Origin of the sequence: Methanobacterium petrolearium, assembly GCF_017873625.1 — an archaeon.
GTDB lineage: Archaea > Methanobacteriota > Methanobacteria > Methanobacteriales > Methanobacteriaceae > Methanobacterium > Methanobacterium petrolearium.
This window is the reverse complement of the sequence record NZ_JAGGKL010000002.1, coordinates 68,851-84,550: the sequence shown is the minus strand read 5'-3', so window position 1 is coordinate 84,550 and position 15,700 is coordinate 68,851. Positions and strand designations below refer to the sequence as shown.

Annotated in this window: 18 protein-coding genes; 8 read left to right on the top strand and 10 right to left on the bottom strand. The window is 37.9% G+C overall.

Annotation, left to right across the window (positions count from 1 at the left end; all coding sequences use genetic code 11):
* Positions 1 to 26 precede the first annotated feature (26 nt).
* The 3 genes from J2743_RS02445 to J2743_RS12125 form a co-directional block, all read right to left on the bottom strand.
* A complete protein-coding gene (locus J2743_RS02445) occupies positions 27 to 818 on the bottom strand; it encodes an EFR1 family ferrodoxin (protein ID WP_209624972.1) in 792 nt (263 codons plus the stop codon).
* Between the two features lie 137 nt (positions 819 to 955).
* Positions 956 to 1,552: a TetR/AcrR family transcriptional regulator gene (locus J2743_RS02440; protein WP_209624971.1), complete on the bottom strand. Its 597-nt coding sequence runs from the start codon at positions 1,550 to 1,552 to the stop codon at positions 956 to 958.
* 78 nt (positions 1,553 to 1,630) lie between these two features.
* On the bottom strand, positions 1,631 to 1,753 hold the full coding sequence (locus J2743_RS12125) for a hypothetical protein (RefSeq protein WP_280904187.1): 123 nt from the start codon (positions 1,751 to 1,753) through the stop codon (positions 1,631 to 1,633).
* Between the two features lie 122 nt (positions 1,754 to 1,875).
* On the opposite strand from J2743_RS12125, the gene J2743_RS02435 reads away from it, so the two are divergent.
* Together J2743_RS02435 and J2743_RS02430 are read left to right on the top strand one after the other, a co-directional pair.
* Positions 1,876 to 3,513, top strand: a complete 1,638-nt coding sequence (locus J2743_RS02435) for a B12-binding domain-containing radical SAM protein (RefSeq protein WP_209624970.1) — start codon at positions 1,876 to 1,878, stop codon at positions 3,511 to 3,513.
* A gap of 66 nt (positions 3,514 to 3,579) precedes the next feature.
* Positions 3,580 to 4,089, top strand: coding sequence for a hypothetical protein (locus J2743_RS02430; RefSeq protein WP_209624969.1), 510 nt, complete (start codon positions 3,580 to 3,582; stop codon positions 4,087 to 4,089).
* A 137-nt stretch (positions 4,090 to 4,226) separates the two neighbouring features.
* Here J2743_RS02430 and J2743_RS02425 read toward each other — a convergent pair whose 3' ends face one another.
* Both J2743_RS02425 and J2743_RS02420 read right to left on the bottom strand, forming a co-directional pair.
* On the bottom strand, positions 4,227 to 4,565 hold the full coding sequence (locus J2743_RS02425; protein WP_209624968.1) for a DUF2098 domain-containing protein: 339 nt from the start codon (positions 4,563 to 4,565) through the stop codon (positions 4,227 to 4,229).
* Between the two features lie 81 nt (positions 4,566 to 4,646).
* The gene (locus J2743_RS02420) at positions 4,647 to 4,928 is read right to left on the bottom strand and encodes a PRC-barrel domain-containing protein (protein ID WP_209624967.1); all 282 of its coding nucleotides are present in this window, start codon (positions 4,926 to 4,928) and stop codon (positions 4,647 to 4,649) included.
* A gap of 256 nt (positions 4,929 to 5,184) precedes the next feature.
* Between J2743_RS02420 and J2743_RS02415 the strand changes: the two genes are divergently transcribed.
* The 4 genes from J2743_RS02415 to J2743_RS02400 all read left to right on the top strand — a co-directional run bounded on the left by J2743_RS02415 (position 5,185) and on the right by J2743_RS02400 (position 9,203).
* Complete coding sequence (locus J2743_RS02415; RefSeq protein WP_209624966.1) at positions 5,185 to 6,246, top strand: CBS domain-containing protein; 1,062 nt, start codon at positions 5,185 to 5,187, stop codon at positions 6,244 to 6,246.
* Between the two features lie 144 nt (positions 6,247 to 6,390).
* The gene (locus J2743_RS02410) at positions 6,391 to 8,019 is read left to right on the top strand and encodes a tRNA uridine(34) 5-carboxymethylaminomethyl modification radical SAM/GNAT enzyme Elp3 (RefSeq protein WP_209624965.1); all 1,629 of its coding nucleotides are present in this window, start codon (positions 6,391 to 6,393) and stop codon (positions 8,017 to 8,019) included.
* A gap of 96 nt (positions 8,020 to 8,115) precedes the next feature.
* A complete protein-coding gene (gene deoC / locus J2743_RS02405) occupies positions 8,116 to 8,790 on the top strand; it encodes a deoxyribose-phosphate aldolase (RefSeq protein WP_209624964.1) in 675 nt (224 codons plus the stop codon).
* A gap of 56 nt (positions 8,791 to 8,846) precedes the next feature.
* The gene (locus J2743_RS02400) at positions 8,847 to 9,203 is read left to right on the top strand and encodes a cyclophilin-like fold protein (RefSeq protein ID WP_342451627.1); all 357 of its coding nucleotides are present in this window, start codon (positions 8,847 to 8,849) and stop codon (positions 9,201 to 9,203) included.
* Between the two features lie 215 nt (positions 9,204 to 9,418).
* On the opposite strand, the gene cofH is transcribed toward J2743_RS02400, so the two are convergent.
* The gene (cofH, locus tag J2743_RS02395) at positions 9,419 to 10,534 is read right to left on the bottom strand and encodes a 5-amino-6-(D-ribitylamino)uracil--L-tyrosine 4-hydroxyphenyl transferase CofH (RefSeq protein WP_209624963.1); all 1,116 of its coding nucleotides are present in this window, start codon (positions 10,532 to 10,534) and stop codon (positions 9,419 to 9,421) included.
* 153 nt (positions 10,535 to 10,687) lie between these two features.
* On the opposite strand from cofH, the gene hfoA2 reads away from it, so the two are divergent.
* Both hfoA2 and J2743_RS02385 read left to right on the top strand, forming a co-directional pair.
* A complete protein-coding gene (gene hfoA2, locus J2743_RS02390; RefSeq protein ID WP_209624962.1) occupies positions 10,688 to 10,894 on the top strand; it encodes a histone HfoA2 in 207 nt (68 codons plus the stop codon).
* 253 nt (positions 10,895 to 11,147) lie between these two features.
* On the top strand, positions 11,148 to 11,639 hold the full coding sequence (locus tag J2743_RS02385; protein WP_209624961.1) for a rubrerythrin family protein: 492 nt from the start codon (positions 11,148 to 11,150) through the stop codon (positions 11,637 to 11,639).
* Between the two features lie 36 nt (positions 11,640 to 11,675).
* On the opposite strand, the gene J2743_RS02380 is transcribed toward J2743_RS02385, so the two are convergent.
* From J2743_RS02380 to J2743_RS02365, 4 genes are all read right to left on the bottom strand, one after another.
* Positions 11,676 to 14,150: a PAS domain S-box protein gene (locus J2743_RS02380; protein ID WP_209624960.1), complete on the bottom strand. Its 2,475-nt coding sequence runs from the start codon at positions 14,148 to 14,150 to the stop codon at positions 11,676 to 11,678.
* 166 nt (positions 14,151 to 14,316) lie between these two features.
* Positions 14,317 to 14,526, bottom strand: a complete 210-nt coding sequence (locus tag J2743_RS02375; RefSeq protein ID WP_209624959.1) for a hypothetical protein — start codon at positions 14,524 to 14,526, stop codon at positions 14,317 to 14,319.
* Between the two features lie 15 nt (positions 14,527 to 14,541).
* A complete protein-coding gene (locus tag J2743_RS02370) occupies positions 14,542 to 15,087 on the bottom strand; it encodes a DUF2953 domain-containing protein (RefSeq protein WP_245247960.1) in 546 nt (181 codons plus the stop codon).
* An 88-nt stretch (positions 15,088 to 15,175) separates the two neighbouring features.
* Positions 15,176 to 15,604, bottom strand: coding sequence for a GerW family sporulation protein (locus tag J2743_RS02365; RefSeq protein WP_209624957.1), 429 nt, complete (start codon positions 15,602 to 15,604; stop codon positions 15,176 to 15,178).
* Positions 15,605 to 15,700: the final 96 nt, after the last annotated feature.

The window sequence follows — 15,700 nt, the reverse complement described above, 5'->3', positions numbered from 1 at the left end:
AGATTGATTATCTTACCTTAATCATGTTACTTCAAAAACTCTTTGGCTTTCACTGCCTGGTATGTTTTACCCTTGTAGTTCACAGGACATGGTATGGCACCTCTGGGGCAGAATGAAGTGCATCTTAAACAGTACTCACAGTTAAACCCATGTTGAGGGTATTCACCTTCTTCCATTTCTATATTGTTCACTGGACACAGTCTGTAACATATGCCACATTTACGACACTCTTCTTCATCTGTTTCCAGACGCAGGAATTTTTGGTTAATATTGCTTTCAGTTAATTTTAAACTTGCCCTAGAGGCATAGTACATGGCATCCGAAAGTACCGGTACTCTTCCCCATTGAGATTTCCCATTTACAATGTCCTGAGCATATTTTTCAGCCTTTTGTATTCCTTCTTCAACCTTTTTTTTACAAGCACCGGCATCCTGAATGAAGAAGATGTTGGGAGGCATCACAATTTCCTTTGCCCCACAGGGGATATAACCCTTATTTTTTAGTATTTCACGTAGTGGGCCAACTATTCCACCTGAAAACCCAGCCAATGTGTCCACCATGAATATTTCTGTGGACAGAGTAGTTTTTGGCAGTGCTTTAATGAAGTTCCATACAAAATTATAGGTGGACATTTCAGCTATGGGAAATCCCAGACCAACAGTATGGTTCAAATTAATATCCTCTGGATTTGATTCCTCGATCTTATGTAAATTCACCCGGATGCCTTCCAGTGTGAAAACATCCCGCATCTTCTGAACCACTAACAGGGTGTTTCCAGTTCCAGAAAAGTAATAGAAATCGATTACGCCTTTAACCATCCCAACACTTCCATATTTCTTTCAAAGTTGCATTTTTCATTTAGTACCTTTTAGATAATCCTATGGTTTTTAGATAATCCTATGGTTTTTAGATAATTTTGACGCTTTCCAATGGTGATTTGTAATGGTGGTTTATTTCAACAGGGGTGATTTTCAATGGGAGTGATGAATTTCTCCTCTAAATTTTTAACCACATCTTCAAGGTTTAAACTCTCATCCAGTAACATGTAACTTAAAATCCCATCCATTGCTGATACCAACATCATGGCACTAACTTTAACATTGTGTTCTTCAAATTCACCACATTGAATTCCCTTTTTAAATGTTTCTTCAAAAAAATGCATATAATCCTGGGTAAACTGGCGGTAGTACTTTAACAGTTCTGGATTATCCAGTATTTTTCCCAGAGAAAGGAACAAAAAGGCAATTTCCTTGGGATGTTCCAGCCAGTAATTGAGATAGTTTTCAATGTAAAATAACAGCCCTTCCCTAACTGAAGCAAATTTTCCAGCATCTTCCAATAATTTTTCAATTTTTGCACTGATTTTTTCATTGGCCATAATCAGGATCATGTCCTTGCTCTGGAAATGATGGTACAAACCTCCTTTACTAATACCTGCTTTCTGGGCAATTGCTTCCATAGTAGTGCTTTCATATCCTTTTTCCAGGAAAACATTAATAGCTGCTTGGGTTATTTCATTTATTCTTTCTTCTCTGGATTTTCGCTTCACCATAGTAATCTCCAAACCGACCGTCGGTATGTTCAATTTATTTGAGTTTTCTGAGATATAAAGATATCTCCCCAAGAAATTCTAAATTAAAAAATAAGATAAACTACCAGAGATCAGGGGTTTTAAGTCAACAATTCCCAAAAAAATCCTTAAAAAACCAATATCCATCAACATTCCATAGTGTACATCATCATCCTTAGCCATTACCTACCACTTGTACCAAATTTAAAACTTTATGCCCTAAAACAAAATATAATCAGGATGTACTACTATAAAATAGTACAAAATGACATTACCTTATCCAACCGGGAAATCCCTTGATTTAAATGAAAGAGAAAGGAAAAATTCTACTTATAGGTGCAGAAGACGAAGAAAATCTGGCTATAAGATATTTGGGGGCGGAATTAAAAAATAAAGAATATTCCGTTAAGATAGCTCCTTGTTCAAATTATAATCAATTTTTGGAAGTTTTAAATGAAGTAAAATCCTTTGATCCTGATATCGTTGCAGTTTCAATGGCATTCCAATCCCTGGCCACCATGTTTCTAGAACTCATCCAGAAAATAAAAAATATCAAAAAAGACGTGCATATTACTGTAGGGGGCCATTTTCCCACCTTTGAATATGAAAAACTGCTTGAATATGAATCTGTTAACTCAGTAATTCGTTTTGAAGGAGAAACCCCAATATCAAAACTGGTTGATGCGGTTTGTACCCACAAAAGATTATCCAACATTCCTAACCTGATCTACAAATCAGAAGAGGGGAGGATAGTAGAAAATTATTCAATTACAGAATTCATGGATCTGAACCAATTAGCATTCCCCTTGCGTGACGAAAAAGCCCATACCAGATTGGGTGAAACCTTCGCCACTCTGGTTACCAGCCGGGGATGTTTCCATTCCCGTTGCATTTACTGTTGCATAGGCGCCTTTCACCATACGAAAACAGGACTCCCCTATGCATTGCGAGCACCAGGAAACGTTGCCATGGAAATGGCAGAACTTTACAAACAAAAAAATGTAAGGTTATTCCAGTTTCATGATGATAATTTTCTCCTACCCTCAAAAGAAGATTCCTATAATCGTTTGAAATCTTTAAAAAAATATTTAATAGAGGAGGGAGTGGAACTGGAAGATATTGCCCTCCTTATTAAGACCCGGCCAGATGGTATTGATGAAGAAATCCTTTTGATCTTAGAAGAACTTGGTACAGTTGGCGTGTTTTTAGGGGTTGAAAATGCAAGTAATACTGGATTAAAACTCCTGGCACGGGCTACAAGTATAGATGAAATTAATAATTCCCTTAAACTACTGGAAAATTTTAATATGGGAGTTACCTTCAATTTGTTGATGTTCCACCCACGCGCAACCCTGGAAGAGATAAATGAAAACATATATTTCATGAACAGGAACATAAACCTGGCTTTTGACTTTGGAAGGGCTGAAATTGTAGCTGGTTCCCCTCTGGAAAGGTTGGTTAAACGTGACGGTCTTTTAAGGGGCCAGTGGCCTCAATGGGATTACAGGATCAAGGATGATGCTGTTGAGAAGATGTTCCGTGTCAATGTCCACACATTTTACCGGGAAAATTCCCATTATCCTGAACTATCTCACCGGATGATAGCCCTATCTTATCGTTCGGGATTGATACAACGTTTTTATCCTGGTAAAAAGGCACAGAAACTTAAGAACCAAACAATAGATCTCATCAGAAAGTGTAACAGATTCACACTGGATTGTCTGCTTAACATTTACAGCATGCTGCCTGAAACCGAAATTGAAGAAAATATATCTAGTTTAGCTCAAGAAATGGACGCTTTTTATGGAAATCATACTAAGAGAGTGGATGAATTAACTGAAAAAATGTGGAGATTTCAAATGGTGGGGAAAAAGTTTCAGGATAGGGGTGTGGATGATTATTTCCAGAACTCAGAAATCCTGGGAAAAATTTTCAGAATTTGATTTATCTCCACTTTATTCTTATACTACTTTAAAAAAGGATATAATAGGGTAGGGTAAAATGATAACATGGTAAATATCAAAGAATTTTTTTATCCCAACAAATTCAAAATAACCTTGTTCTTATTATTATTCATTCCTTCAATCAGTGTAATCATCATTTTATTAGGTCAAAACTATATTGATTCCTATTACACTTATTTTTATGCCCCCTCCAACTTTATTGATCTTCTGCTCTTTCTAATAAGCATTTTCCCATTTATATTATTGGGAGTAATCCTCAGCTATTTCCTAGGATGTTCTATCGACTATTTCATCCCCAACGAGAAAACAAAAATTACGATTGCCATTGTCTCCGGCATTGTATCTTTGATCATTGTTTATATATTTTATAAGATGATTACCGAACCGGTGATTTGTGACCCGGTGCATGTACCCAGTAACAATCAAACAGTTTGCGACCCAGTACACAAACCTTCAGGAAGTTACAGTGCCGTTGTTTTAGGAGAAGAACTGAAAATAGATAAATTTGCAGTTGAAAATTCATTCAAAGAGTGCACCAATAAATTAAATGATTAAATGAAGTTTAAAAACATAAACCGCTTTTTATGACCTTTAAAAGTAAAAAATGATTTAAATAAGGCTAATTAATTAAAAATTACATGTATTATATTAAAGTTAATACTGATCAAAAAAAAGTAAGTTATGGAGGAGTTTTAGCCTCCACCATCACAGAGCTCACTGCTCATGTCCACACCGTCCAGTTTCTGTTTAACTGAATCAATTTTTTTCTTAATAACTTCCTTCTCATCAGCATCTTCATTGAACTTGTTAGATTTCTTCTTGGATTCTCTGTCTTTGATCTTTTTGTATTCTTTTTCATCCAAGAGTTCTAGGTAACGGCTGTTGTACCAAAGCTGAGTAGTATCTACTTTAGCCCAAATACCATCGTCATCACTACGAAGGGCTAAAACCTCACCTGCACTGCCGGTTCCACTGTACCTTACGTGAACGCCAATTAAAAGTTCGTTATCCTCTCGAGTAGCTGTTTCCACAATTTCACCCCCAGTATAATGAATTCATGCCCATGACAATTTAAATTTATATTGTAAGAATATTTCCAAATCAATTGTTATTTATTTTTTAATATCTAATCGTCTTTTTTCAGCTTTTTTGGCTGATTCGACCCTTTCATCCAAGTCTTCCTGTCCAATATTCAATAAAACGTAGTCTCCAACCTCATCAATATCTGAAGTTTCTATCTCCACATCTTTCCGGGTGAGACCAAAATCACTGGTTGATAGAATCATACTGGTTATGATTCCTTCTTTTGGTTCTATCACCATATCCACAACTTTACCAATCTCGTTAGCCTTTTTATCCAAAACTTTCCGCCCGAAGAAATCACTCACTTTCATTTTAACACCACTTGTTACTCTGTTTTTTGATGTATATAATTATTGTCCATTTTAAAGCGATTCATATCCTTTAAACCTTTTAATCCTCCCAGATTTAAATTGGGGATTGACATGGAAAATAACTACCCCTGGTCCTAGGTATAATATTCCACATGATAGTTATGGTCTTATTTCCAGTTTTCCCATGTCATTTTATACCATTGGAAGTCAACTATAATAATATGAATAAAACGGTGTTGAATAAACAGGTGCAACAATGAAGTACTCCTTTAAAATATTCAGTGCCTTTGGCATCCCCGTGGAATTGCATGTTTCATTTCTTCTTTTAATGATCCTGATTTATGCTGTGGCTATACTGAATCTGGCACCTGGAATTGATTTAAATGCAGCTTTGCTCATCACTTTACTATTTGTTACAGTTGTACTCCATGAACTGGCCCATTCTTATGTGGCTCAAAGATACGGAATTGGAATTGAAAAGATAATTCTCCTGCCCATTGGTGGTGTTTCAGCCATGGAAGAGTTACCAGAAGATCCTGGTGAGGAATTGCGAATATCTATTGCTGGGCCAATGGTGAACTTTGTTATAGCATTGATCTGTTATGGGATTTACTTTGCCTTTGCAGGGTCTGGATATTATCCCTACATTTTTGAATTTCTAAATAATTTCGCACTGGTTAACCTCATTCTGGGAGCTTTCAACCTGATCCCAGCTTATCCAATGGATGGTGGGAGGGTTTTAAGAGCAATTCTTGCCAGGCGTATGAGTTATTTGCAGGCTACACAAACTGCAGCTTCTGTGGGTAAGTTTTTGGCCATGTTCATGGCAGTGGTAGGAATCTTCTGGAATTTTTTCCTGATTCTCATTGCATTGTTCATTTACATTGGAGCAGACGCTGAATACAAGGAAATAATGGTTTCAAACATTCTGGAAGGAGTTAAAGTCGAAGATATGATGACCAGGGAAGTTAAAACTGTTAAAATGGAAACAACTGTGGAAGAAATGCTGAAAATCATGTTAGAAAATAAGCATATGGGTTATCCAGTTGTAGATGGGCAGAATCTCTCTGGGATTATCACCTTCCATGATATCTCCCATGCAAAACAGGGTGAAGAAAACAAGTCAATAACTGAATTTATGAGTCGTGATCTGGTGACAGTTAGTCCCAGTGAACTGTTAATCGATGCCATGGCCAAGTTAAAACAGACCGGCGTGGGAAGACTGCCTGTGGTGGAAAATGGACAATTGGTGGGGATAATATCCAGAACAGATATTATGAGAGCCATGGAAATACTTAAACTTAAAAAAAATGGTTAAAGTTATATTAAATATCAAAATTAGAATTTTATGGTGGATTAATAATCAATTGATAGTAAAAAGATAATCACCACAGGTTATCAATGATTTTATCAAAAAAATATTAAATAAATAATTTTTAATGGGATTTTTGGAGAAAAACAAATGGAAAAAGCGGGAAGATCCATAATAAAGGCCATATTGGCAGGGGATATAAAAAACAGGAATGATCTGGAGAAAGCTAAATTCAGAGTATGTCGTGATTACAAACTGGACAGGTTCCCCCGTAATTCAGAAATACTCCAAATGGCCCGTGCAGATGAAATAGAACAAGTGATTCCTATTTTAAAGAAAAAACCCACCAGAACCATTTCTGGTGTGGCCGTGGTGGCAGTGATGTGCCCCCCACATAAATGTCCTCATGGAAGATGCCTATACTGTCCTGAAAGCACTATAGCACCTCCAAGTTACACTGGGGAGGAGCCAGCAGCATTAAGGGCCAGAATGTATGATTTCGATCCATATAAACAGGTTTACAATCGTTTACTCCAACTGGAGAGTATAGGTCACCCCCTGGATAAAGTGGAACTCATCATAATGGGAGGTACTTTTCCCTCCCGATTCCTGTGTTTTCAGGAGTGGTTCATAACCCAATGCTTGCAAGCTATGGTGAATTTTGGAGTTAAAGAAACTAAAATTGTTCCCAGTGCTGATGAAATAAATTCAGAGACTTTGCAGGAATTCAAGTACTTGGAAGACATTCAAAGAGCCAATGAAAACTCCAGTGTACGTTGTGTGGGTATGACCTTCGAAACCAGACCTGACTACTCCAAGAGGGAGGATGTTGATCGGATGCTTCAGATGGGAGTTACCAGAGTGGAGTTAGGTGTGCAAACCATCTATAACTTCATATATCATCGTATCCAGCGTGGGCACAGGGTTGAGGATACTGTAGAGGCCACCCGGATCTTGAAGGATTCTGGAATTAAAGTGGCCATGCACCTCATGCCAGGTCTTTTCTCAGACCAAGAAAGAGATCTGCGGATTTTCAGGAGAATATTTTCTGATGAGCGTTTCAAACCAGACATGCTGAAGATATATCCCTGCCTGGTCACCAAAGGCTCCAAACTCTATGAATTATGGGAAAATGGGGAGTACGAACCTTACTCTACAGAGGAAGCAGTTGACCTTATAGTTAAAGTGAAAAAGATACTTCCCACATGGGTGCGTACCATGCGTATTCAGCGGGATATTCCCTCTCAACTCATAGAAGCTGGAGTTAAGAAGTCCAATCTGGGAGAATTAGTCTACAAACAACTTAAAAAGGAAGGTGTGCAGTGCCAGTGCATCCGCTGCCGGGAAGTGGGACACCAGGCAGCACAGGGAATTAAACCCAATCATGAAAATGTTCAACTCCTGAAAGAAAATTACCTGGCAAGTGAAGGAGAAGAAATATTCATGTCCATGGAAGATGTGAAGTCTGATGTTCTTCTTGGATTTTTAAGGCTGCGTATGCCATCAACCAAGATCCATAGGCCAGAAATAGATCATGACACAGCACTGGTCCGTGAATTACATGTATATGGTCCTATGATACCCTTAGGTGAAAGAGAAGATGAACTATGGCAACACAGAGGTTATGGTGAACAACTCTTAAAAGAAGCAGAAAAAGTGAGCTATGAAGAATATGATAAAAAGAAAATTCTCATAACCAGTGGAATAGGAGTCCGTAATTATTATCGTAAATTTGGGTATGAGCAGGAAGGACCATACATGGCTAAAAAGTTAATTTAAAAAATTTTCCCGGTTTGAACCTATTTGAAAATATTCCTAATTGAACATAGATAAAAAAAAAAATATGAAAAAAAACACAACAAATGGAGGGATTTGATGAGGATATCAATTGAAGAACTGGCAGGTATGATTGATCACACCAATGTACAGAGGGATGCCGTTGATGATGATATTAAATCTCTTTGCCAGGAGGCAGATAACTATGACTTCAACTGTGTCTGTGTAACACCCACCCAGGCAGCCCTAGCATGGGAACTTCTGGAAAATTCAGATACTCAGGTGTGTGTGGTTATAGGATTCCCCTTCGGTGTGCAGACAACCCATGCCAAGGCTTTTGAGGCTGAGGAGGCTGTGGAGAATGGTGCATCTGAACTGGATATGGTGATGAATATCGGAGCCCTTAAATCAGGCCACTACCCCCTGGTCCAATCAGACATAGCAGCAGTGGTGGGAGCAGCCCGAGGACGCATAGTGAAGGTTATACTGGAAACAGGCCTACTAAGCAGGGAAGAAAAAATAACTGCCTGCCAGCTGGCTAGGGAGGCCGGAGCTCATTACGTGAAAACTTCCACTGGATTCGGAGTAGATGGCGCTACAACCGAAGACGTCAGGTTGATGAGGGAAACTGTTGGTATGCAAATGGGTGTTAAAGCCTCCGGAGGTATTCGCAACCTGGAAACAGCACTGGCCATGATCGATGCTGGTGCCAGTAAGATTGGAACATCCACCGGTGTGCAGATAATGGAAGAACTCCTGAATCAAACTGACTAAAACAAGATGAGAAGAGTGTGTCACTTTAATTAAGAGGATAAGAGAGTGTGACTTCAATGAAGATGGAAATTGAGATTGAAATAATAAAAAAAGGAAAACTCACTGCAATCTTAGATGACCGAAACCCGAAAACTGCCCAAAACTTCTACGATAACCTTCCTATGGAGGGTGAGGCCCAGTTATGGCAGGAAGAAATCTACTTCCCCATACCCTTAGATCATGACTATGAAAACCCCTCACCATCCTCAGATAAGGGAGACATATCTTACTGGCCACCAGGAAATGCTTTTTGCATTTTTTTCGGAGATTCCCAGCCTGCCTCTGATGTTAATCATATTGGACTGGTGGTTGAAGGTTTGGAGATTATGGAAAATGTTGAAGAGGGTGATTGGGTGGTTATAAATAAAATCTAGCTCCCCAATCCCAAATCTACCAGCAATAATCAATATTAATAATCAAATTGAAAATTCAATTGAAAACATAGGTTTACTCGCCAGAAGTCTTTACCATGACGATAATCGTTAAAATTCATTTTCATATTGATCAAAACCCCTCCTCTCAATTGCCACAATCATAAATTATTCCCTATATAAAAGAAAAACAACAACAAAAATACATAAAAAGAATATTACAAAAGATTTATTTTTTTATAAAGAGTATCCCTCTCAGCGGGTATCCTGCCTAAATCCCTGATAATGTATTGTAAATGTTCAGGAGGCGTGTAAACACCATGCTGCGCCCCTGCAGATCGGGAAATGTTTTCTTCTCCCAGTGTTCCACCCATATCATTACCACCAGCAGTGAGACATACCTGTGCGAATTTAAATCCCAGTTTCACCCAGGAAACCTGGATGTTAGGAATGAGATCTCCGAACATTAACCTGGACACAGCATAGAGTTTCAGATCCTCGGTTCCAGTGGTTCCAGGGCTGGAAATACCCTGCTTATATATGGGTGCATTTTGATGCATGAATGTAAGTGGCACGAATTCTGTGAATCCTCCAGTTTTTTTCTGTATGTTGCGCAGGATTTCCAGGTGCTCCACCCGGTGTTCTACGCTTTCCACATGACCATACATCATGGTGCAGGTGGTGGGTACGCCAGTTTGGTGAGCAGTTTCAATCACCTGAACCCATTCTTCAGTTGTGAGTTTACCTGGACAGATGACCTTCCGAACATCATCATTAAGGATTTCAGCAGCAGTTCCAGGCATGGAACCCAAACCTGCATCTTTCAACATCTTCAATGTTTCTTTTAAAGTCAATCCTGATTGTGCTGCCCCATAATATATTTCCATGGGAGAAAAAGCATGAATATGTATGTCCGGGATTTCCTCTTTTACAGACAGGAGTATTTTCTCATAAAAGTAGGCATCAACATCAGGATGTAAGCCACCCTGTATGCAGATTTCAATTGCACCATCATCCCAGGCAGTTTTAGCCCTTTGGACTATCTCATCAACATCTAAAAAGTATGCCCCATCCTGCCCAGGGTCTTTGCGGAAGGCACAAAAACCACAGGTTCCAGTGCATATATCAGTGAAATTGATATTCCAATTCTTAATATAAGTAACTTCATCACCAATCAATTCCTGCCTTCGCAAGTCAGCTGCCCTAATTAAGGCCTGATAATCTGAACCAGTAGTTTTAATAAGTTTTAATGCTTCTTCATATGAAATCAAGTCTCGCGTGGCCTTGCATAGTATCTCTTCAATGGTGGGTGCAATGTCCGGAGTATTATACATGAGAATTCCTATGGGACTATGTAACCTTTAAATTTTTGGTAGGTTGATGATCACACTTGGTGAGTGTGCAAGGTAATTACCATGGCTCATCATGTCATGAAAACCGATATCTTTAAATATTATAGAGTCCTAGCTAAAATAGGAGGTGAAAATATGGCTGAATTACCAATTGCTCCAGTTGGAAGGATCATAAAAAATGCTGGTGCTCAAAGGATAAGCGATGATGCAAAGGAGGCTTTAGCCAAAGCTCTGGAAGAAAGTGGCGAAGAGCTGGCCAAAAAAGCCGTAGAACTTGCAAAACACGCTGGAAGAAAGACTGTCAAATCCGAAGACATCGAAATGGCCGTCAAATCAGCATAAATTTTTTTATTTCTTCTTTTTCTTATTTTTTAGGATTGTGTTCGTTTTTTATCCATTCAACTTAAGGTGTGATCTTCTCTAAAGACATTGAATATGATGATTCTCACAATCCCCTATACAACCAACTACTTTAATGTTAGGACTGATTTTTTGATGGTAAAAATTTACAGTTAATACATGAATCTTCAATATACTAACATCATAATAAAGTTGAAATATATCCAAAGATACACTTTTTATGGAGGTAAAAACTATGAGCACCATGGATAATTTAAAAGAGGCATTTGCTGGCGAATCTCAGGCTAACCGTAAATATTTAGCTTTTGCTAAGAAAGCAGATGAAGAAGGATATCTTCAAGTTGCCAAACTCTTCCGTGCAGCTGCAGAAGCTGAAACAGTTCATGCACATAACCATTTAATGGTGATGGATGGAATAAATAGCACTGCTGAGAATTTAAAGGCTGCAATTTCCGGAGAGAATGAAGAATTTGAAGAGATGTATCCGGAATTCATAAAAGAAGCTAAAAGTGAAGGTAACAAAAATGCGGTGTGGACTTTTGATGTGGCCAACCAGGTTGAAGAAATTCACGCTGAATTATACCAGAAAGCCTTAAAATCTTTAGGGAAAAATGAAAAAGTAGATTATTATGTCTGCGACCACTGCGGAAACACTGTAGAAAATGAAGTTCCTGATGTGTGCCCCATCTGTGGAGCATTGAAAAAGGATTTCATGAAAATTGATTAATAAAACCTATTATTGATTTTCCATAATCAATTCCAATTAGTTAACTATTTTTTTTTCTTTGAAAACGATGTGGAAAGTAGTTCCCGGACTCCTTTCAAGTTCCAGTTCCCCACTAATTTGTTGTGTTAGGTTGTTAACTAATTGCAATCCTAATGATTCTGTTTTATCCAGTTGAAGGTCTTGAGGGAATCCTATTCCTGTATCACTGACTTCTAAAATACAGTTTTCTCCATCTTTATTGAATTTAACCTTAATTTCCCCACTAGTATTATCAGGGAAGGCATGTTTCATGGAGTTAGATAAAAGTTCATTTACAATTAGCCCCAAGGGTATAGCGGTGTCAATATCTAACATTATGTCTTCTACTTCCATTTTAAGTTGAATACGTGATGGGTCTTTAACATATGTTCGGAAGAGATCCAAGGCCAAACTGCGGATGTAGTCACCGAAATCCATCTGTTTCAGGTCTGTGGAACGGTAAAGTCGTTCGTGTATGAGGGCCATGGAATGAGCTCGATTTTGGCTTTCTTTGAAGATTCCTTTGGCTTCTTCATCCTGGATATAGCGTGATTGAAGATTCAAAAGACTGGAAATCACCATTAGATTGTTTTTCACCCTATGGTAGATCTCTTTCATCAGCATGTCCTTATCTTTTAAAGCATGTTCAAGTTTCATTTGGGTATTTTTAATGTCAGTAATATCCCTTGAAATTACCTGCACTCGATGAACTTTGTTATCATTACCATAAAGGGGTTGGACGCTTGCACTGTACCATCTCTCCCTTCCAAAGTATTCTACGGGCATTTCAATTTCTACACCTTTTCCTGTGCGAAATACATGTTTGATTAATTCTATTTGCTTTTTTGCAGCATCTGGGAAAAGTTCCCACAGAGAACTGCCCAATAAATCAGCTGGTTCCATGTTTAAACTATTTGCACCTGCCTTATTTGAGAGTAAAATAATTCCATTTTCATCAAACAAAGCAATGGGATCATTAGCAGATTCAATAAGTGATCGGTATTTCTCTTCACTCTCACGAAGGGCATCTTCCATCTCTTTTTGTTGGGTGATATCCCTACTATTACAAACAAAACCATTAACATCACCTTCATCATTAAAAAGAGGGGTTTCAGTTGTCCCAATCCAAATATAACTACCATCGGCCTTTTTGAAACGATATCTGACTGACTGGGATATGCAGCTACCTGCAGCATCCTGTATGCAGGATGTAAGAATATTAACATCTTCAGAGTGTATGAAGTCGAACATAGATTTTCCAATCAATTCATCAGGTTTATAACCCAGTACTGATTCTACAGAGGGGCTTATGTAGATGTAAACACCTTCCTCATTGGTTTGACATATAATATCCGCCATGTTCGTGGTAACCATAGTTAATTGTGCTTCACTTTCCTCAAGAGCTCTTTCAGCCCGTTTTTCCTGGGTTATATCCCTGGCAATGGACGAAACCCCCATTATATTCCCATAAGAATCTTTAATTGGTGAACTGGTAAGGGAAATATCAATTTTCTCACCACTTTTTGTAATGCGGTGAGTATGGTAATGATGAATTGTTTCTCCACGAGAAATGTTATCCTCTATTTGTTCTAATTCATTTGATCCTGGAGGTAATAATATAGAAACTGCTTTTCCTATCATTTCCTCCGCAGTGTAACCGTATATTTCCTCTGCACCTTGATTCCAACTGAATACAATTCCATTCAAATCCTTACCAATTATGGCATCATTGGAGTTTTCCACAAGGGCAGCTAAGGTGGAACGAGTTTCATCAGCCTTAAGTTTATCCGTGATATCTTTTATTATGGCCGTGTAATAGTGTTGGCCTTCTGCTTCCCACATGGATCCTGTAAATTCAAAGGGGAACTCCTGACCATCTCTTCTGAGAGCTCGAATATTGGGGTTACTCATGGTAAACTTGACTCGTTCAGAACTCACAAAAATTTTCATTCCCTCATTGAAATCATCTTTGAACCGGTTGGGCATGATTTTTGTGATGGATTGACCAATAATCTCTTCTTCATCATATCCAAACATATTTTGAGCTTTTTTATTCCAGAATACAACGTTTCTATCAACATCAATTGTGATTATGGCCTCTGCAGCAGATTCAATCACAGAACGGAATTTTTTCTCACTTTCAGCAAGTTTGATCTGGGATTTTTCAATCTTTTCACTTAAAATAACGGTTATTACACTGACTGAAATGAAAATAATGGCTCGGAAAAAATCATCGGCCCAGGGGTCTGCTTTTAAAGGGTTTATGAAGTCTGTGAAGAACAGAACTCCTGCCAGGAAAAAAGGGACCCATAAACCATTTCGTTTCCACCATATAGCAGAAAGAATAATGGGAATGTAATAGAAATGGGTGAATATTATTCCAATTTTTAAAACAAAATGGAAATAATAGGTTAAAATGCATGCTACGGCAACTAAAGTGAGAATAATAATTGTTTCGTATTTAGTTCCTTGTCTACCCAAATCCAAGTTCAACAGAAATCCTCCAAACCCTTATCAAATTAATATATATTCATTCATTGTTAAAATAATCATATAACATTATCTTAAAAGTAAAGTTTACAGGAAAACCTAAAAAGTAGATTTTAGTTTATAGAAGCATAGTTTTACAATTATAGATCAAATTTTATCATCTTTAGCTTCATATCATGTTCATGAACTCTTCAGGGTTTTCAACCTCATCTAAATGGAACATGTACTTCAAATCTCCTTCAACCACAACCAGAGCTACAGGAGAAACTGAGTAAAACTCACTCTGTTGGTGTTTCCAGTGAAAAATCTTTAATATAGGATAGAAAATTCTTCCGTCAATTTTTTTAGGTTTTCCAACCTTGATTTCTTCATCTATCATTTTTTTTATACCAAATTAACTGCGAATTTCCTTTATGAGCTCTCTTACTGGTTTTTTTGTGTAAGCCCTGATTGCCCCCACAACTATCCTGAATAGTTTCAACTTTACATCAATCTGGAGATTACCATCTAAGACTCTTCGGTTAAATTCCGGTGTCACTAACACATGAATAGGAGTCAAAGCAGTGAGAGGATTGGTAAAAGCCCAAATATAACCTGTGAACAAGGCAGTGTCTGCAGGACTTTCCAGACCCATTACTAAGTCCAAGGAGAACTTTTCCAATGAGAACGAATGATAAATAGTAACCAATAATCTGTGAATATGTGGCCATGCATCTAAAAACAAGTTAAGGATCTTTAAAATACCATCAACATCAAACTTTTCTTTTTTATCCTTTTCTTCTTTTTCTTTTTTCTTTTTTTCATCTTCATCTTTTTCTTCTGGTATTTCCCTGGAAAAAACTCTAATGCCCAACCATATCAGGCTGAACTTGCCTTTAATCTGAGAACCATGCTTTTTAAGATTTAAAGATAACTTTAAAGGAATTAAAAGAAAAGACAATAAAATAAGCACCAAAATAAGTATTATGATGCCTATTATAGTATATATCAAATTTAACCCGCTCGTAGGTTATTTATTTATTAAAAATTTATTCTTTGGCTTCTTTCTCTGTTTTTTCACCCTTTTTTTTACCTTTGTCTTTTTTTCCCATTCCCATTTTTCCTGCTTCGGACATGACATCAACTATGGCGGAGCCTGCTTCCCCTATAGCTCGGGATAGTGGGTCGGCTGATTTTAAGGACATTACTTTAACACCTTCAGGCCCTGTCATGCCTTTGAAGACCACCACAACAGCCACAGGTTCTATTCCGGCGCCTCCACCTGCAGCAGCACCAGCCCCACCTTGGGCATCGGGATTTCTTCCTTCACCCATACCTGCTCCGAAGGCCATTCCCATCCGGGTAACAGGTATCATCACTTTATCTTCACTTTCTATTACTTCCCCAATCACATTTTCAATATTTAAGACTTTACGAATCTCTTCTACGGTAGTTTTTATGGGATCATTGATATCCATTTAGTATCACCCCTACGTTTTAGCGGCTTTATATATAGTAAGTAAAGCATATACATTTTACTGAAATATTGAAATAGGTTTTTCAGATTCTTTATT